Origin of the sequence: Neobacillus sp. GCM10027624 (assembly GCF_042675345.1) — a bacterium.
GTDB classification, from domain to species: Bacteria; Bacillota; Bacilli; order Bacillales; family Cytobacillaceae; genus Neobacillus; species Neobacillus cucumis_D.
In genome coordinates this window covers 156,739-175,401 of sequence record NZ_JBHTHD010000010.1, presented here as the reverse complement: position 1 = coordinate 175,401, position 18,663 = coordinate 156,739, and the positions used below count along the sequence as shown (strand labels likewise).

General features: G+C 38.5%; 13 protein-coding genes and 1 riboswitch. Of the genes, 6 read left to right on the top strand and 7 right to left on the bottom strand.

The window, feature by feature from the left end; genetic code table 11:
* Nucleotides 1-52: 52 nt before the first annotated feature.
* Entirely contained in the window at nucleotides 53-4,126 is a 4,074-nt protein-coding gene (locus tag ACFQZ9_RS15240; RefSeq protein WP_498944587.1) for a bifunctional 2',3'-cyclic-nucleotide 2'-phosphodiesterase/3'-nucleotidase, read from the bottom strand.
* 313 nt (nucleotides 4,127-4,439) lie between these two features.
* Here ACFQZ9_RS15240 and tagU point away from each other — a divergent pair, with 313 nt between their 5' ends.
* Nucleotides 4,440-5,369 carry a polyisoprenyl-teichoic acid--peptidoglycan teichoic acid transferase TagU gene (gene tagU, locus ACFQZ9_RS15235; RefSeq protein ID WP_498944444.1) on the top strand — a complete coding sequence of 310 codons (930 nt, stop codon included), beginning with the start codon at nucleotides 4,440-4,442 and terminating at the stop codon, nucleotides 5,367-5,369.
* Nucleotides 5,370-5,416: 47 nt separating this feature from the next.
* Here tagU and ACFQZ9_RS15230 read toward each other — a convergent pair whose 3' ends face one another.
* Entirely contained in the window at nucleotides 5,417-7,822 is a 2,406-nt protein-coding gene (locus tag ACFQZ9_RS15230; RefSeq protein ID WP_498944443.1) for a S8 family serine peptidase, read from the bottom strand.
* A gap of 187 nt (nucleotides 7,823-8,009) precedes the next feature.
* On the opposite strand from ACFQZ9_RS15230, the gene ACFQZ9_RS15225 reads away from it, so the two are divergent.
* Entirely contained in the window at nucleotides 8,010-9,815 is a 1,806-nt protein-coding gene (locus ACFQZ9_RS15225; protein WP_498944442.1) for a right-handed parallel beta-helix repeat-containing protein, read from the top strand.
* A 303-nt stretch (nucleotides 9,816-10,118) separates the two neighbouring features.
* Here ACFQZ9_RS15225 and ACFQZ9_RS15220 read toward each other — a convergent pair whose 3' ends face one another.
* Complete coding sequence (locus ACFQZ9_RS15220) at nucleotides 10,119-10,973, bottom strand: CPBP family glutamic-type intramembrane protease (protein ID WP_498944441.1); 855 nt, start codon at nucleotides 10,971-10,973, stop codon at nucleotides 10,119-10,121.
* 548 nt (nucleotides 10,974-11,521) lie between these two features.
* Between ACFQZ9_RS15220 and ACFQZ9_RS15215 the strand changes: the two genes are divergently transcribed.
* Nucleotides 11,522-12,115 (top strand): DUF5317 domain-containing protein, encoded by a 594-nt coding sequence (locus tag ACFQZ9_RS15215; RefSeq protein ID WP_498944440.1) that lies wholly within the window; start codon nucleotides 11,522-11,524, stop codon nucleotides 12,113-12,115.
* 171 nt (nucleotides 12,116-12,286) lie between these two features.
* Nucleotides 12,287-14,128 (top strand): bifunctional diguanylate cyclase/phosphohydrolase, encoded by a 1,842-nt coding sequence (locus ACFQZ9_RS15210; RefSeq protein ID WP_498944439.1) that lies wholly within the window; start codon nucleotides 12,287-12,289, stop codon nucleotides 14,126-14,128.
* Between the two features lie 59 nt (nucleotides 14,129-14,187).
* On the opposite strand, the gene ACFQZ9_RS15205 is transcribed toward ACFQZ9_RS15210, so the two are convergent.
* Entirely contained in the window at nucleotides 14,188-14,334 is a 147-nt protein-coding gene (locus tag ACFQZ9_RS15205; protein ID WP_412781636.1) for a hypothetical protein, read from the bottom strand.
* Between the two features lie 312 nt (nucleotides 14,335-14,646).
* Here ACFQZ9_RS15205 and ACFQZ9_RS15200 point away from each other — a divergent pair, with 312 nt between their 5' ends.
* Both ACFQZ9_RS15200 and ACFQZ9_RS15195 read left to right on the top strand, forming a co-directional pair.
* Nucleotides 14,647-15,723: a multicopper oxidase domain-containing protein gene (locus ACFQZ9_RS15200; RefSeq protein WP_498944438.1), complete on the top strand. Its 1,077-nt coding sequence runs from the start codon at nucleotides 14,647-14,649 to the stop codon at nucleotides 15,721-15,723.
* A gap of 192 nt (nucleotides 15,724-15,915) precedes the next feature.
* Nucleotides 15,916-16,086, top strand: a complete 171-nt coding sequence (locus tag ACFQZ9_RS15195; RefSeq protein WP_026575864.1) for a hypothetical protein — start codon at nucleotides 15,916-15,918, stop codon at nucleotides 16,084-16,086.
* A gap of 89 nt (nucleotides 16,087-16,175) precedes the next feature.
* Here the strand turns inward: ACFQZ9_RS15195 and ACFQZ9_RS15190 are convergent, their stop codons facing one another.
* From ACFQZ9_RS15190 to wecB, 3 genes are all read right to left on the bottom strand, one after another.
* The gene (locus ACFQZ9_RS15190; protein WP_198310522.1) at nucleotides 16,176-16,349 is read right to left on the bottom strand and encodes a hypothetical protein; all 174 of its coding nucleotides are present in this window, start codon (nucleotides 16,347-16,349) and stop codon (nucleotides 16,176-16,178) included.
* Between the two features lie 95 nt (nucleotides 16,350-16,444).
* Nucleotides 16,445-16,536, bottom strand: a riboswitch (cyclic di-GMP riboswitch).
* 57 nt (nucleotides 16,537-16,593) lie between these two features.
* Nucleotides 16,594-16,983: an SMU1112c/YaeR family gloxylase I-like metalloprotein gene (gene gloA2, locus ACFQZ9_RS15185; RefSeq protein WP_498944437.1), complete on the bottom strand. Its 390-nt coding sequence runs from the start codon at nucleotides 16,981-16,983 to the stop codon at nucleotides 16,594-16,596.
* 261 nt (nucleotides 16,984-17,244) lie between these two features.
* Nucleotides 17,245-18,390 carry a non-hydrolyzing UDP-N-acetylglucosamine 2-epimerase gene (wecB, locus tag ACFQZ9_RS15180; protein ID WP_198310524.1) on the bottom strand — a complete coding sequence of 382 codons (1,146 nt, stop codon included), beginning with the start codon at nucleotides 18,388-18,390 and terminating at the stop codon, nucleotides 17,245-17,247.
* Between the last annotated feature and the right edge of the window lie 273 nt (nucleotides 18,391-18,663).

Sequence of the window (18,663 nt, the reverse complement as noted above, 5' to 3'; positions counted from 1 at the left end):
ATCCAGGGGGCTTCAACGCGAAAATTATTACACCAAATGGTAAGATAAGTTTTTACTGAAACTTTGGATTACTTTTTACAAGCTTTATAGCCGTTTCTTTACTTGCATTTCCAGCAGCATCCGTAGCAGTAAAAATTAATACCGTATCGTGAGTTTGTGCTGATTTAAACGGTATATAGAATACACCATTTTTATCAGCAGAAGCCATACCAAGAAGAGTTTTTCCTTCAAATACTTTAACAGTGGAACCAGCTTCAGCTTTGCCTGTTACATTCTTAGCAGGAGCAATGATTTTCCCTATCTCGGGAGCAGCTGGCGCCGTTACATCCTTAACTACTAGCTTTGTTTCTGTGCTAGTATTTAAAGCTTTATCTGTTGAAGTTACAGCTAATTCAGATCCTGCTTTTTGAGGTTCAATTGTTACACTAAATTTGCCATCATCGGATGCATTAGCTGATCCGATAACTTTACCATTTAATTTTACGTCAACTTTTGCACCAGGTTCAGTCGTACCTATTACTTTTGTTGATTGATCATTCACTTCATTCACATCTGGAGCATCTGGAGCTACAGTATCTATCATAATTCTTCCTTCAATTTTCGCACTAACCGGCTGTGGCAATGATTTAAAATAGTCAACAAAAGCATCTAAATCAACCTTATCGGTTACACGGTTTTTACCAGACTTTAGGATTGTAAATCCGTCTCCACCGTCTGCCATGAAATTATTCACAGTGATCGTGTATTCTCCTGCAGGATCAATCTTCGATCCATTTGGCAGATAGATATCAAGGACTTTTTGTCCATATGGTAATTTGTCAGACCAAGTGTATCGTAGTCCTGAGATTGCCATAATTTTATTATAGCTTGGCGGTGCTTGGAATTGTTGATTTAATAATGTTCTTACTTGGACTCCAGTAATAGTCATCGTGACTAAATCATTACCGAATGGCTGAACTTTAAATAAATCCCCCCATGTAATCGTTCCTTTCGGAAGCGGGTTACGAATACCACCGGAGTTCATAAATCCAAAATCGGTACCTGTCGTAGCTTTCATTCCGTCTGCAATAAGGTTACCAAGTGCAGACTCTCCACTTTCATTTGCAGTGTTACTTATAGCATCCGCTGTTTCACCAACCACTTGACCTGTAATTGGTTTGATATCTTCTTGATATCCATCAAGTTCCGCTTTGATGTGCGCATCAGGAGTGATCTTGCTGTGAAGAGTGTCAACTACTTCTGCCTTTTCATTCACGATATCTTGTGTGATTGGATCAATCGTTAAATCAATATCAGAGAATGCTGTTCCATAAGACCAGGATTGGACTAAAAGCTTTCCATTTACTGTAGTATTTAAATATTTATGATCGTGTGCACCATAAATCACATCAACGGAAGGAGCAATTGCTTTTGCCATATCGACAACTTTTCCAGTTGCGTTTGATCCATCCGTATTGGATGTACCAGGATCATGTGCGAGAACGACTATGGTCTTAATGCCTTTAGCCGTTAATTCTTGTGCGTATTTGTTTACTGCTGTGACTTCATCAGTAAATTCAACACCTTCTACACCTTTTGGCGTTACAATGGTTGGTGTTTCAGTTGTTACAACCCCAATAAAGCCAATTTTTACTCCATCAACCTCTTTAACCGTATACGGAGGTAAAATAGGTTCTTTTGTTGTTTTATCCACTACGTTTGCAACTACATAGTCCATGGTTGAACCTGTAAACTTCCCATACTTTTCTTCGTATTTTTCAGTTTTTGGATTGCTGCCGCCATTGATTAAACGTTTCATTTCGGCAACACCCTCATCAAATTCATGGTTACCGATTGTACCTACGTCAAAACCAAGTTCGTTCATGAAACGAATGGTAGGCTCGTCTTGTAATAGGGCAGATACTGGCGGACTTGCTCCGACAAGGTCTCCGGCTTGAATCTTAAGTGTATTAGCTGGGTTTGTAGCCTCTCTCTGTTCCAAATATCCAGCGAGCCATTCGATACCGCCAGAGTAATCTACAATTTTACCATCTTTATCTTTAATTGATCTCCAAGTATCAAGCTGACCATGATAGTCGTTGATACCTAATAATTGGACATGTACATTTTGGTCTAAAGTATATTGCTCAAAACCAGAGCCATCTGATAATGCACCAACATCTTTAACATTTGGTGTAGAAGCTAACACGTTTATTGCTGCTGGTGATGATTTAAATGTTAACGTTTTTGCAGCACCATCAATCGGAGCAATCTTCCAGTTATTATCAGCTGATGGATTTACTACTCCTTTTTCTTTGATATAATCCATCAAGATTTGACGGTTTTCATAAGGAGAATCAACAACAATTGTTGCCTTGCCACCTTTTGTCCCTGGAAAGTTACCTCCTCCGCTTGCACGGTAGTTGTTTGTTGCCACGATAAACTTCTTGTCAGGGTCAATTGGTTTTCCATCCATATCAGTGAAATTAATGATACGGTGAGCATCAGCATTTTTTACTGTACCATCGCTATAATTATATCTAGCTGGCTGTGTTACATCGATTTGATATTTTACTCCGTCAATCACATCGAAGTTGTAAGGTTGGAATCCGTAGTCAATTAATTCTTGAGCATCCGGATTATTTGCATCGATCTTATTAAATTGCGACGCAGACATTTCTAACCATTCTTTTACTTCTGCACCAGTTAATTCTACTGCCTTAAGGGTATTATTATACAAATAAAGATCATTCGCGCTCTTGATAGAAAGGTCGCCTTTAGCTATATTTGTATAATCAGAAGCCCCTTGACGTCCAGCTTTAAATGGTGCGCCTGCTGAAATCACTGGTACATCTTTAAGATCAGGGCGGTTCGTTTTAATCCAGTTTTTAACATAATCGGTTTGTGCGTTGTTTACGATTTGAATTGTAGGGTCGTCCATTACACGTGAGAAATAGCTGTTCATTGGAGAAGTAGTTTCACCAATTTTCCCGCGTACATAAGCTAGTGTCCCTTCATGTTCAGCTTTTACAGCATTAACGATTTCATCATCAACAGCCGTAGCATCTGTTACGGGGCGGTCGACTGATTTTGATTTCGTTTTATCAACAGTCCATGATCCATCTTCGTTTTGTACTAATGCCAAATCAAGTACACCAAGGTTATTTCCCCAGAATCCCGCTTCTACTGCAGGGGTGCCATTGATGGTACCTTGTTTAGTATCAAGTCCTGGAAGATCAGCATTTTTCACGTCATTTCCAACATGAAACTCCTTTCCAGCAGGGAAATTTAAGTGCGCATGACCAAAAAGAAGCGCATCAATACCAGGAACCTTTGCTAGAGAATAAACAGCATTTTCAGCATCCTGCTGCCCATCATTTGTCACATCACAGCCTGAGTGAGCAATAGCAACAATGACATCCGCACCATGATCTTTCATTTCCTTCACATATTTGGTAGCGGTTTCAACAATGTCCTTCACAATCACTTTACCTTCAAGATTGTCTTTATCCCATTGAAGGATTTGTGGAGGAGCAAAACCTACAACCCCAACCTTAACCGTTTTCTCGTTTCCAGCATCATCTTTAATTTTTTTGTCAAGGATTTGATAAGGTGTGAAATAGTTTTTATCATTTGTAGGATCTTGATCGTGATCATCCACATAAATATTCGCATTAACAATTGGATATGGTGCATTTTTCAATGCTGTTTGGAGAAAATCTAATCCGTAGTTAAATTCATGGTTTCCTACGATACCACCATCATAGTCGAGTAGGCCCATCGCTTTAAACATCGGATGAACATCATTTTCAGTAATAGGATGGACTTTTGCTACATAATCTGCCATTGGATTTCCTTGAAGTAAATCACCAGCATCAAATAACATCGAGTTATCTTTTTCTGCCCTCGCTTGTTGAATCAAAGTGGCTGTTTTCGATAAACCATAGTTAATCCCTTTATCTGTATCCTGGTAATAATCATAGGCCATCACGCTATCATGAAGGTCTGTAGTTTCGAGGATACGAAGTGTCGCAGTATTTCCTGTTGCAGTCGTTTCCGCTTTAGCAGAATGTGGGAAAATATTCAGTGGAACTGTTGTAAGAGCTAGTGCCGTTGCCAGAGAACTGTTTAACAACCGCCTCTTCATGTTTCTTTTTATCTTTCTCTTCACACATCTTCCGCCCTTCGACATATATTTTGTTTTGCAAGTATTGCAAGATTATTCTACTAGGATTTCTGGTAGATTAATAGGTATTTTTTCTATTTTTACAAAAAATTTACTGTAGATTAATTTGAGAAAATAACGATAAGTAGAGGTTATGGCCGGGTTTTTTTAGAAAAAGGATTCCAACATATCAAAACAAACTTTTCTACATCTTTTTCAAGTATTTGTATGAAATTTCGGTAAAATCTGCTATTCTATTATTTGTGTTTTAATATAAAATATTGGAGGTTTTATGATGCGAGCTACTGAAAGAAAGAAAAAAAGAAAATGGCTCCGCGTTACTGGAATTGTCTTAGTCTTGGTTTTATTTGGAATTGGTGCTTATGCATTTTCTGTATATAAATCATTAACGAATGCGGTTGAAACAATGCATCAACCTATAGACCGAACAAAATCAGATAAACGTAATGAACAAGTCTCATTAACCAATAAACAACCCTTTAGTGTACTCATGTTAGGTGTCGATCAACGACAAGGGGATAAAGGACGTTCTGATACAATTATTGTATTAACTGTAAATCCAAATAATAAATCAGTAAAAATGCTAAGTATCCCACGTGATACTCGGACGGAAATCGTTGGCCATGGTACAGTCGATAAAATTAACCATGCTTACGCATTTGGAAATGAAGAAATGTCGATGAATACAGTTGAAAACTTTTTGGACATTCCAATTGACTACTATATTAAAGTAAATATGGAAGGATTCAAAGATATTGTTGATGCTGTTGGGGGAATAACAGTATACAATGATTTAGATTTTAGTCAGGATGGGTACCATTTTCCTAAGGGGAATGTTACGTTAGATGGAAAAAAGGCACTTGCCTTTACTCGAATGAGACATGAAGACCCTCGAGGTGACTTTGGACGCCAATTACGCCAACGTGAAATTATTCAAGGTGTTCTTAGAGAAGGTGCAAGCCTTTCTTCACTTACAAAATACCAAAGCATTTTCTCAGCACTAGGCAATAATGTAAGAACCAATTTAAACTTTGATCAAATGAAAGATATTCAAAAGAATTACCGTGTTGCCGCCAATAATGTTCAACAAATAAGCATTAAAGGAAACGGCGCGATGATTAATCATATTTACTATTACATTGTTCCAGATGCTGAAAAACAAAGAATTCAAAAAGAACTCAAAGCACAATTGGAATTAAATTAGAGGTAAAAAACGAGGGCCGCCTTTGATGAAGGAACCCTCGTTTTTATTTATTCGATATGAATATTTCCTATAAAGATTTTCAACATTCCATATTTGTCCACAATCGTGATTTTAAATTGGTAATCACCGCTGGTGACAAGCTGATTGCTGCTATTTGTTCCGTCCCATTGGAACGATTGACCTCCTAGGTTTTCAACAGAATTGTTTTTAATAGATTTGATGAATGTTTCCCCTTGAGTAATGTCAATGGTTATCTTTCCTGCTTTACTTAATGTATAACCAATAGGTTTCAAATCTTGTACAGTTGAAGTAACATCCTTTGCTGCCTGGATGGTCGGTTCACGCCAATCTTGTAACGTAAAGTATTTGCTTTTGAGGGTCGAAAAATTCCCCGCCGCATCCTTTAACTGGATAAGATATCGGTAGCGTCCTTCAGGAGCAAATTGCTTCTTAGCATTCATTCCATTCCAGATGAAGGCGGCGGTTTTCGCTTGTTTATAGAATAATTGTTTTACAATCTTTCCTTTTTCATCGATAACAAATACATGAACCTTGGCTGTTTCCGTTCCTTTTAATGTGGCGCTTGTACGGTTTTTCGTGTCCATCTTAAATACGGTTGATGTAAGTGCTAGATTTCCGGATGGACGAATCGTATCTATTTTAATAGAAACCTTTTTCGTTTTTCCTTTTTTCTTATGCATATCGACCAGAGACATTCTTAAGGAATAAGCTCCATCCTTCACTTGTTTCCCTTTTTCATTTTTACCGTCCCATTTGAACGAGTGCTTTCCTGTTGGTACGGTTTTCGCTGTTATGATTTTTTTGACGACGCGGCCGGCTTTATCCTTTACAACAGCTGTAACCTTTGCTTTCTGAGTTAACTCATATGGGATCTTAACGGTTTTTCCAGCCTTAGGTGAAAAAGTATAATCTCCTTTTACCAAAATAGCGGCATACGTATGATTCACAACTTTAAGCATGGTCGTTTTTGTGAGTGACGCCCGTCTGTTTGATGCTTTTACCACTGCGTTATAAGCGCCTGTTGAAACAAATTTTCCATTCGCTGCTTTCCCGTCCCAAACGACCGTTTGCTTCGTTCCGGATACTTTTTTGTTCAACACTTCCCTCACGGTTTGACCGCTTGCATTTTGGATAGTCACGGTAACCTTCGCATGACCCGGAAGCTTTAAAGAGAGTGCAGCTTTATTTTTCCCCGTCATCGTAAAGGTTTTAGGCGCCGATATTTTTGCCTTTGGGGATGATGTATTCGAAACAGCTTTATAGGCGTCAATCCTGCCGTAGCCATAATAGTCATCCCTTCCCTTTGCCCCCAAATCAATGACTGAATGCTTCATAACACTTTCAACCTGATCGGGAGTTAAAAACGGATTCCTTGAACGAATAAGAGCAGCAACACCTGATACAACAGGAGATGCCATCGATGTACCCGTTAAGGGTGCATAAGAACTTCCATTGATGGAGGAAAAAATATTACTTCCTGGTGCAGTGAAATCAACAAAGCTCCCTTTATTTGAATAAAAGGCAACATGGTCGGAGCTGCTTGTTGCACCCACTCCTACTACAGAATTCAGTGCGGCAGGATACGTTTTTGTAAAGGTTCCATCATTTCCTGCAGCAGCAATGAGGATCACCCCTTTAGACTTTGCATAGTTCGCATAATAGTCTAAAAGAACGCTATAGTTTGGACTTCCCAGGCTCATATTAATAACATCTGCATGGTGCTCCACGGCGTATTTAATCCCAAGGGCGACAGCGTAATCACTTGCTTCATCTCCGTCAAACACATTAATCGGCATGATTTTTACATTAGGAGCAATTCCGGCAATTCCTGTTTTATTAAAACTGGCGGCGATGATTCCGGCTACATGGGTTGCATGCTCATGGGGTGTGTACCGTGCATTTCCTGTTACCGCATTAAACGGGCTGACGATTTTCCCTTTCAGATCAGGGTGGTCCTGCTGTACTCCATCGTCAATAACAGCGACTTTAATTTGTGATGATCCTTTTGTAATGTCCCACGCTTTCGGCATTTGAATTTTATTTAAATACCATTGTTTTGAGTAGTCAGGTTCTTGAGGAATATAGGTGCTCTTCACCTTATAGTTTGGTTCTGCCCAAATAATCTTTTTCTGCGCTAATAATCTTTGGGCAGCTTTCGTTAAATCCGTCCCGTTAGGAAATTTGATAAAAGAAAAATCTCCATCCCCTAAATGATCTTCTTCTGTTCCATTCACTTGTTTCAGGATGGCATTTCTTTCCGCTTTCGAGAGATTCAAGCTGAATTTAACGATTAATTCCTGGTCATGAAATGCATTGGTTTCCATATTTGTTTTTGGTAGGTTCGTGTTGGTGTTTAACTCGTCTGCAGAGGCAGCCGTTCCCATCCATGACACGCAAAGCAGCATCAAGGTCACTGACCATAAATATTTCAACTCGGTTCCCTCCACTAGTTAATATTTGAATATTATTCTATCATTTTTAGACGCCACTGAGGGAAGGATAGAAAAATAAAATATTGCTGTAGGAAAAAATAGGAAGGGTTCTTTTTTCCACATGCAAATTGGGTTATTATTACAATATACCAATCAATATATTTTACATAATGAAAGGAAGTTTCTTGTGCGTAAACAAGCTTTTCAGATTTTTATTATGCTGGCTGTTCTGATCTTCAGTGTTCCATGGAACGGCACTGCGGCAGCGGAGGCAAATACGATTACCCTTAATGCCTCCGATTTTGGTGCGAATGGTAAAGATCAAGTGGATGATACCAATTCTATTCAAAAAGCCTTAAATGAAGCAGTATCCTATAATTTTACGACCATTCAGATTCCTGACGGGGTCTATCTTATTACAAGACCTCTTAAAATCAATTCCAATACCCGGTTGATTTTATCATCGAAGGCAATAATAAAACGAAATGCATCCTTCAGCCCGATGCTGATGAATAATACTAAAGGAGCTCCTAGGTATACCGCTAATGAAAACATTACGGTTGAAGGCGGCACATGGGAAGGAAACAAAGATCAATATCCTACACGGTTTGATAATCTATTATTTGGACACGCAAGCAAGATTACGGTTCAAAAGACAAGAGTATTAAATAACTATGAAGGACATAATATCGAATTTGCCGGTGTCAAAGATGGTAAAGTACTAAACAGCTATCTAGCTGGCTATAGTGGCGCTAAGAAAAAGGAAGCGATTCAGCTCGATATAACGCATGACAAGCAGGTTTTTCCGCCATTCGGGGACTATGATGATACGGCTTGTGAAAACATCACGATTAAAGGTAATACGATTGAAAACCATTCAAGAGGAATAGGCAGTCATACTTCCGTCAAAGGTGTGTATCCACGAGATATTGTCATTCAAAATAATACCTTTAGGAATTTAAAAGAAGAAGGAATCAATGCTTTCAATTATAAAAATCTCTCCGTTCTGAACAATACTTTTGAAGATGTTGGTTTGGGGATCGAGTTTAATACCTTTTCCATAAATCCGGCAGATATTTTCAAAGCAAACAAGCCGCTTGCCGTGCCGGTTTCGGATGATAAATTTTCGATTAATATTACCGGAAATAGCATTACGAGAACCCGTTCGACAAGTAGTACAAAAGGAAACGGGATTGTCTTTAACGGTACGTCTACTTACCCAATTAAAGGGGTTACCATTAAAAATAATACGATTAGCGACCCTGATACGAATGGAATTTATCTGGCGTATACGAGTAATGCAACCATCTCGGGAAATGTGATTAAAAACGTGAAGCAAAATGGGATCGCGATACATAATCACTCGGAAAATAATTCAGTATCTTGCAATAACGTATCAGGGAGCCTTGGCCATGGCATTTCTGTTTACAGTTATTCGAATGCATCGATAAACAATAATACTTTGAGCAAAAACAAAGGAAATGGAATTTCCATTGTCTCCAACTCGACTAAAAATAAAGTCAGTGGAAATAAAATTTCAGAGAGCAGCAAGTATGGAATGGCAGTAAGTGACCAATCTTCTGCCGAACTGACCGGTAATACGATCTCCCGTTCCGGGCAGAATGGGGTTCCGATTAGCAAAGCTTCTATAGGGAATACGATTACCGCTAATACGGTTTCCGCAAGCGGCAAGCACGGGATTTCGATTTTTGAAAGTTCTTCCACGGCTGTTTCAAAAAATAAGATTAGCAGTAGTAAGGAAAACGGGATTTCCATTAGTTCTCATTCCAACAGCAATAGTATCACAGGAAATACGATTAAGGACAGTGAAAAAAGTGGTATTTCCATTAGTTCCCATTCATCTAGTAACACCATAACTAGCAATAGTATTTCAAACAGTGGGAAATATGGTATAGGGATCAGCGTCGGGGCCATAAAGAATACGGTTTCGAAAAATACGATTGTGAATTCCAAGGACAAAGAATATGAATGAAATCAAAGCGGGGGATTTTTGTGGATATCGTGGCATTTTGGGCGAAGTGCCATGTGCGTTTTTGTGGATAACAACATATTTCCAGCAGATATCAACATAGATTTGCTTTTTATCAACACATTTTCGGGGGATATCGACACAGATTTTGATTTTATCAACATATTTTAGGATGATATCAACACAAATTCCGATTATATTGACAATCGAGGATGGAACATGAAACCATTCAATATTGGTATAAAAATCATTCCAATATATATATGGTGAATAATAATACAGGGGATGCCTTAGGTGGCATCCCCTTTAATCGGTGAGTTCTATGGATTGCTCTTGCTGTGTTTTTTCAAATTTTAAAAGAATAAGGTGAAGAATAAAGGCGGCAAGGGCAAAGGTTTCAACAGCATAATGAAAATAATTCCATGACAAGGTGGTGGTAATATCGTAAACCGAGTGGACGATGACCGTCACCCAGAGGCTTCGTGTCCACAATAGAATCAGTCCTAAAATTAGCCCCATATTGGCAAAGGTTACAATCGCGCCAATCCGGACAGGCCATGTTTGAACAGTATCCAATGTATGGTCGATGCCGAAGAGAATAGATGTAAAAAATAGGGCGAATAGGATAAATAGTTCCCTAGAGCCGTTGTTCCAGCGGCGGGGGAAAATCTTTTTACAAATAATCAGAACAAGAATGATATAGCCTAAGCGCCAAACTTCTTCGAGCCCAGCAAGTGTATCATTATATAAATCAGAACCGACGCTATCAATCGTCGAAAAAAACGTAGAAGTGGCTCCGCCAATGGTCGTTTGCGGGTCAGTGTAGACTTGAACATATTGATCGTAATTCTTGTTAAAGGCTGGGAAGGCTATATTCGAATAAATATTGATAATGGTGCTCCCAATAAAAAAAACAAGGAAAGCGCCGGTAAATTGAAGGGCGCGTTGGCGACTTGTCGGCCGTCCACTCGTCTCGTCAACCAGTCTGTGTTGCAATTTCCAGCCAATAAAGAAAGACGAGACCATAATCGCATCATATAAAGTACCCGCCAAATAGGTGTATCTCATAAAATAAAGAACAATTTCAGCCCCTAGCGTTATAGCAAGGATGGCCGCCAGCATTTTTTTCGAAAGCGGCTTCGTTAGATTGGTTGTCATCATCTTTCTTCCCCCTTCCCCATTTACTGTACATCTCTTACCTGCTCAAGTAATGGACCGCGAAAAATCCAACTCCATTTAAGAAAAGAAGAAAAAAGGAACAGGCAATCAGCCATTTCCGTTTTCGTGTCATCAGTTTTTCCCCTTTTTTAGATTGTAATACTAATAACTTACCATATGGATAGGCAAATATCTCTATCGTTCTCTTCATTTTAATCAATTTTGATTCCTAATGACTAGAAATATATTGGTTTAATTAACAATATTCTTCCAAATAACAATAAGGTCTAGATGTTTATTTTTCTGCCATAGAAATTTTCGTATTTCGGATTTTTCACAAAACGACATAAATAGACCTATTTACAAGCGTTTCTTTACAAAATACGTCAATTTTATAAGGAAAAAGACACATTTTTTATCTTTTCCAAAAAATATTCTTGCGTTCAACATTTTTCATCATTTATCATTATTTTAGGAATATTTTAACTCAATTGGAAATTTGAGATATTACTATTGTTCCATAAAAATATGATAATAGGCAGGTACTTTTTATGGTATTTGATGGAATTATTCTTTCCTTTATTGTCGGATTTTTACGAAAAGGCAATGTTAGAGCAATCGCCCAGCTGAAACTGAAGTGGGGCTGGATGTTCCCCCTGCTCTTAGCGATTGAATTGGTCGTATTTATTTTTCAAAACCAATACAAGTTTCTTGGGCAGGCAAGCGGCTCCATTTACATTGCAGTCTATGTAATTGGTTTATTCTTTCTATGGATGAATCGCAAGAATCCTGGATTTCTACTGATTTTAGCAGGAGTCTTTCTTAATTTTCTCGTCATGGTCATGAATGGTGGAAGAATGCCAGTTTCGCTAGAAGCAGCTACTGTTCTAGACCCCAGTTATGTAACCGCTCTTAAAGAAGGACTATATGCAAAGCACACGATGTTAACATCATCAACTCATCTTGGTATTTTAGGAGATATCATTCCCATCACGAAGCCTTATCCTCGCACACAAATCATTAGCATTGGCGACATCATTATGAATATCGGAATTTTCTTCTTTATTCAACATCTTATGATTCATCACCCACTTTCAAAAGGAACAAAGCCAGTTTCACTCTCCTTGAAAGGAGGTGAAAAATAATGAAAAACGAACAAAAACACGGCATCAAATTAACAAGCGTATTGTACAATGCCATCATCATTGGTTCTGTAATTATTGCGTTAACTTCTGGATTTAGACTAGTTTAATAGTATAATAAGTAGGAGAAGTTAAATTCTAACTTCTCCAAATTTTTTGTTGCGAGTGATCAGAATGCGCTTATTTAAAACACCTACTAATACATATCTATTTTCCGTTTCAGCTATTGGAGTTTTGACCTTTATTAGTTTTTATAACTATTCCAAGCATTCTTTATTTGAATGGATTACCATTTTCGCTTTAGCAATTGCGATTTTGCTGCTGAATCATTATCCGATTCTTTTACCTCCAAAGGGTAACTCACTTTCTATGGATTCTTCCATATATTTGGCCAGTCTTTTTTTATTTGGCCTGAATGTCACATTTAATGTATTGATGATCAACTCAGTCATCTTTGCTTTCACCCAAAGAAAAATTGTCTGGTGGAAACATCTTTTTAATTTTGCGATTTATTCGTTAATGCTTCTGTTTGGCTATTATACTTTTAAGGTAACAGGTGGAGCAGTTGGCAGTATCCACATTCATAATTTAGTCCCCTATTTCATTTCCTTATGTATGTATTTTGTGATTAATGTATTATTGATTGGGATTTACTTTTTAATAGCAATGGCAGAAAGTTTGATTAGTGTTTTAAACGCCATCCTCAAGGAGACTCTGGCTACTTATTTAAGTACGTTGATGCTCTCGTTTGTTTTAGCGATTCTAATGCATACAGATAAAATATTTGGTCTGTTTCTGTTTACGGTTATTGCTTTCTTATTATCACTTGCATTTAAACAACACTTTCTTTTGTTTAAGTCTATTTCAGAAAAGGCCAACAAAGATTTTCTCACAGGCCTTAATAATCACGGGTATTTTAAAGAGCTTTTAGAAAAAGAGTTAGCTGTCGCAAAAGAAAGTGAGCAGCCACTAAGCGTTGCTTTACTGGACATTGATGATTTTAAAAAATACAACGATCTTTACGGGCATATTCAAGGCGACTATTTACTTGAGAAATTTGGCGCCATCTTAAAAGAAGAAACGGAAGCGAAAAATTATACTGTTGCCCGTTACGGCGGTGAAGAGTTTTCCATCTTCATGCCAAAAACCGACCGCAATCAGGCCTTTTCATTTATGAATGATCTGCGAAAAAAGGCGAATGATACCTACTTGAAAGGTGTAGAAGGACTGCCATACGGCTGCCTATCTTTTTCAGCCGGAATTGCACAATGTGAAAAAGAAACCTACAATATTTCCGAGCTCCTCAATAAGGCTGATAAGGCGATGTACGCCGCGAAAGACCAAGGAAAAAACCTGGTTCAAGTATTCAATGAGCATTCAGAGTATTCCATCGGTCGCTCCCTTTCTCTTGAAAAAGATCTTGAGGAGGCTGAGCAGCAGTTAAAGATTTTCCTTTCAAAGGATGTTTACACCTATCGGCATAGTAAACGGGTGTACCAATATGCCGTTGATTTTTCAAGGACATTGGGCTTGAGTGACCATGAGCGGAAAACGCTTATTCTTGGAGCGTTAATTCACGATATTGGAAAAATTGAAATCCCTCGCGATATATTAAATAAAAAAGGAAAGCTTGACTCACATGAGTGGGAAATGATGAAAAAGCACGTGACGTGGGGCAAGGAAATCATTTCAACGAATAAAAAGCTCGAAGACTTGATTCCTCTTGTAGAGCTTCATCATGAGCGCTATGACGGCAACGGCTATCCATATAGCCTTATTGGAAAATCGATTCCAAAACTGGCCCGCATTCTTTGTGTCATTGATTCGTTTGATGCGATGACAACGGAAAGACCGTACCAAAAAACGAAAACCTTCAATGAAGCAATCGTCGAGTTACGGGATTGTTCCGGAAAACAATTTGACCCGCAATTCGTTGAACCGTTTATTAACATGATCAAGCAGCTTTATGATGTGAAAGAAGAAGAAAAGTCCGGATTGGTTGCGGTGAATGGATAGAAGACACAACAATCAATAGAACTAAAATGAAGCCCCCTTTTGCGATAAGGGGGCTTTTTTTAATTATAGTCTTGATCCTGTTTTTCGCTTGGATGTGTCCCACCATTCTCGACAATTTCCTTTAGTTCCCCGGTGTCTCCTTTTGCGTTGATAATTTCAAATAGTTGATTTAAACCTTCACTTGTTTCATCCTGTTCCTTTTTCAAATGTATCCCTCCAAATTTTTATAATTTACACTGTTAGAATGCCCCAAATATCGCTTATTCACTCAAACTATATACCTATGTTTTTCACTATGTTTACCTTGCTCACCATTTCACAATTTGTTCACTGGGCACCCCTCTTTAAGTGAATAATATCACTAATTCCATATCCCCCCGAGAATAGAATAAAAGTGTAATCAGATTACATGAATGGCTTAAAAAAGCCAAGGATATTAGGCGCTAGAGACTACTAACAATGACATACAAAACTATTCTTTTTTATAAAAAAATGAAGTTTAATGGAGGAGAATTAAAATGAAAAAAGTGGGAAAAGTTACAGCGGTGATGATGACTTCTATGTTGGTATTAAGTGCTTGTAATACGACGAATTTAAAACTTGAAAAAAACGCCAATAAGACTACTCAAGTAAGTGCCTCTGCAAACCATGATAATATGGAAAATATGAGCCATGGTAAATATGTGAATGAAAATACGATCCTGCCTACTCAGAAGAATATGAACGAAAAAGCTGCACCTGTTAAAATTAAACGTATTGGTAAGCATGAGGTTAATGTAACCATGACATCAACCGTAACAGATGTGCAAGTTGCACCTGATGTATTATATAAAGCTTGGACATTCAATGGCGAAGCTCCAGGACCGGTTGTTATTGTGAATAAAGGTGATACAATCAACTTTACATTAGAAAATCATGACCCAACTGTAAATCACTCAATGGACTTCCATGCTGTGCATACTTCACCGACTAAGAATTTTGCTGATGTCAAACCGAATGAAAAAGGTACTTTCACTTATAAAGCAAGCAATGTCGGAGTATTTATGTATCACTGTGGTACTGCTCCTGTTATGATGCATATTGCGAATGGTATGGTTGGTACAATCATTGTTAAAGATAATGCAGATCCATATCCTAATAAAGTAGATAAAGAGTATGTAGTGGTTAATAATGAATGGTTCGATAGCGGCAATGCTGAAGACATGAAGAATGGAAATCCTTCTCACTATACAATGAATGTTCGGGAACTCGCTAATGGTAAAGTTGGCGATACTCCATTCGTAGCGAAAGTTGGCGATAAGGTTCGGTTATACTTTGAAAATGTGGGTATGTCACAACCTGTTAGCTTCCACGTTGTAGGTACAGTTTTCGATGATGTATATCTTGATGGTAACCCTTATAACCACCTTAAAGGTATGCAATCAGTTATGATTCCAGCCAGTGGTGGAGCAGTTGTTGAATTTACCGTAGTAGAAGAAGGAACATACTCAGTATTGTCTCACCAATTTGATCAGGCTATGAAAGGTTCAATTGCTAAGTTAATTGTCACTAAAGATGGTAAGCTGCCTGCACAACCTGCTGCAGCTAAACATTAATAGGCAGTCATAAAATTTGTTTTAATTAACCCCTCCCCCAAAATTGAACGAAAGAAGGCTGGTCCAGTGGGCCGGCTTTCTTTCTGTTTCAGATGTTGTCGAAAAAATTTGACTCTCATTTGACAATATTCTTCTAATCTCTCATCTAGTATTTGTTATGGTAGAGAAAAGCTAGATTTGGGGGCGGTTAGCATGCACTTTGAATTTTTGTTGGATGCAATTTTAGGAGAAAGACAAATTTTCCATATTATCGAATGCCCTGTATGTGGATTAGAAGAAATTTATTATGAAAATGCCAAAACCCATCGGCTGATTGGCCGTGCCTGCTCTAATTGTAATTTTGTTCAGAAGTTCGATTTTTAAGGATTGACCGACAACTATCAATATTAAACAGTCATTTTTAATAAACCTAATGAAAGCCTAGGATATTTTCCTAGGCTTTTTTGTAAAGATTAAGCTTCATCACTTTGATGTGCTAGTTCAACGGCTTTACTGTTGTGGTAGATGGCTTTGACCTTTAATTTTGATTTTAGCTCCTCACAAAGACAGTCCTGCTGAAGCAGTTCATTGTGGCGGTACTGAAATAAATGCCAATAATACTTTCCTTTGGTGATAAAATTTTTCACACATATGGCCTCCCTTTTCGTTTTACACAAAATCGCAGGAGTGTTCGTGTTCGGTAACTGGCTGGCATTATTTTTAGCAAGAGAAAAGTAGTATCCTTTGCAGCGTGGTTTGGCTTTTCTTTTATAAAAAACATTAGCCCCTCTAGTTTTGCGTCACCATTTTTCAATGGGTTTGCCGTTTCGTACGATGATGTGTTATTACTAATATATTTCACCATGTAAGCGTTTTAAAGAGGAAAAAGGCCTATCCTCTTTCATAGAGCTCAATTGGAAGTCCATCGGGATCAGCAAAAAAGGTAAACTTCTTATTTGTCAGCGGATCGACCCGAATTGCCTCCACTTCCACCCTATGTTCGTTTAAAAAGTGGACAGCCTGCTCAATATCCTCTACTTCAAAGGCAAGATGTCTTAGCCCTGCTGCCTCCGGATAGCTCGGGCGGGCTGGCGGGTCTGGAAAGGAAAACAGCTCGATTTGGTAGTCGCCATTCACCTCTAGGTCTAACTTATAGGAATCCCGTTCTGCGCGATACACCTCATTTTTAGGAGTCAACCCTAAGATTCGAACATAAAAATCTTTTGATTTTTGATAATCTGAACAAATGATGGCAACATGGTGGATTTTTAATAAATTCATAGAAAATCCCTCTCCCTATTTAGCGTTTTAGTATTGGGTTAATCGTCATAAATGGTGTAACCACAGAAATTGGTCACAAATCAAAGTGAAATTTCATTTTATCTGCGCAGGTAGACCGATTATCTGCGATAAAGTGCATTTTATCTGCGTTCCTGACTTATTTGTCTGCGATAAAAGCAATTCTATCTGCGCAAGTGATTTTCCAAAAAAATAGGCTGTTCCTAAAAGCCACCTTTAGCGACTTTTGGAAACAGCTTCTGATTATTTTTCACCCAGGTTAGCCGGTCTTTCCTTTTTAACGCCAAAATGATAAAGAATTGCCTCAACAATTCGTTCGGAGGCATGGCCGTCGCCGTATGGGTTTGACGCCTTCGCCATTTTATCATGGGCCTGCTCGTCAGTTAAAAGTTCATCGGCAAGCTGAAAAATCGTTTCCTCCTCAGTTCCGGCAAGCTTTAAGGTTCCCGCTTCGACTCCTTCCGGGCGCTCAGTGGTGTCGCGCAAAACTAGTACTGGCACACCTAATGATGGTGCCTCCTCCTGCACACCGCCTGAGTCGGTTAAAATTAAGTACGCTCTTGAAGCGAAATTATGGAAGTCAATCACATCAAGTGGTTCAATTAAGTGAATTCGATTGTTCTCACCGAGAATTCGGCCGGCAATTTCACGGACTACCGGATTCATATGAACCGGATAGACAACCTGGATATCTTCATGTTTTTCAACCAATCTTCTGATGGCGGTAAACATATTTTCCATTGGTTTACCAGTATTTTCACGACGATGGGCCGTCATTAACACTAAACGGCTGCTTCCTAATTGATCAAGTACCGCATGGGAGTATTCTTTTTTCACCGTCGTGCTTAACGCATCAATGGCAGTATTTCCGGTGACAAAAATAGCTTCTTCTTTTTTATTTTCGATTAGTAGGTTCTGTTTGGACTGGGCTGTCGGTGCAAAATGCAGGTCGGCCAAGACTCCCGTCAGTTGGCGGTTCATTTCCTCCGGATAGGGTGAATATTTATTCCTAGTCCTCAGCCCGGCCTCAACATGGCCAATTGGAATCGAATGATAGAAGGCAGCAAGGCTTGCAACAAAAGTGGTCGTTGTATCGCCATGAACGAGGACAATATCCGGCTTCACTTCCTGAAATACTTCATTTAAGCCTTCTAAGCTGCGGGTTGTCACATCAATCAGGGACTGCCTAGCCTTCATAATGTTTAAATCGTAATCAGGGGTAATCTGAAAAATATGTAAAACCTGGTCCAGCATTTCCCTGTGCTGTGCTGTTACCGTCACGATTGATTGGATTTGTTCATGGTTTTTCTCAAGTTCCTTTACAAGTGGAGCCATTTTTATGGCCTCCGGTCTTGTTCCAAAAACGGTCATTACCTTAATTTTCTCCATATAAGCCTCCAAAGTGTATCTACTGACAAAATCGTCCAACTTCATGATACCAAATTTTATAAAAAGGACAAAGGAAATCAGGTCAAGGGTCGGGGTTTTTGTGGAGTTTTCCAGTCTATTTTTGAGTCTAAATCCTTAGAAATTTCCATTTAAACTAGATGATATTTTTGTTATTCTAGAGAATGGCGTCACGGTTACAAATAACTTTCTCACAAGGTTGTAACTTCGTATTTTTATGAACGTCAAAAAACATAGGGGCATTTCTTGTAGGCT

What these genes read in the sequence shown, in the direction of transcription:
- tagU (WP_498944444.1), top strand. Translation starts at nt 4,440, where the DNA reads ATGCGAGCTACTGAAAGAAAGAAAAAAAGAAAATGGCTCCGCGTTACT.
- wecB (WP_198310524.1), bottom strand. Translation starts at nt 18,390, where the DNA reads ATGGAGAAAATTAAGGTAATGACCGTTTTTGGAACAAGACCGGAGGCC.
- ACFQZ9_RS15200 (WP_498944438.1), top strand. Translation starts at nt 14,647, where the DNA reads ATGAAAAAAGTGGGAAAAGTTACAGCGGTGATGATGACTTCTATGTTG.
- ACFQZ9_RS15195 (WP_026575864.1), top strand. Translation starts at nt 15,916, where the DNA reads ATGCACTTTGAATTTTTGTTGGATGCAATTTTAGGAGAAAGACAAATT.
- gloA2 (WP_498944437.1), bottom strand. Translation starts at nt 16,983, where the DNA reads ATGAATTTATTAAAAATCCACCATGTTGCCATCATTTGTTCAGATTAT.
- ACFQZ9_RS15240 (WP_498944587.1), bottom strand. Translation starts at nt 4,126, where the DNA reads ATGAAGAGGCGGTTGTTAAACAGTTCTCTGGCAACGGCACTAGCTCTT.
- ACFQZ9_RS15215 (WP_498944440.1), top strand. Translation starts at nt 11,522, where the DNA reads ATGGTATTTGATGGAATTATTCTTTCCTTTATTGTCGGATTTTTACGA.
- ACFQZ9_RS15210 (WP_498944439.1), top strand. Translation starts at nt 12,287, where the DNA reads ATGCGCTTATTTAAAACACCTACTAATACATATCTATTTTCCGTTTCA.
- ACFQZ9_RS15220 (WP_498944441.1), bottom strand. Translation starts at nt 10,973, where the DNA reads ATGATGACAACCAATCTAACGAAGCCGCTTTCGAAAAAAATGCTGGCG.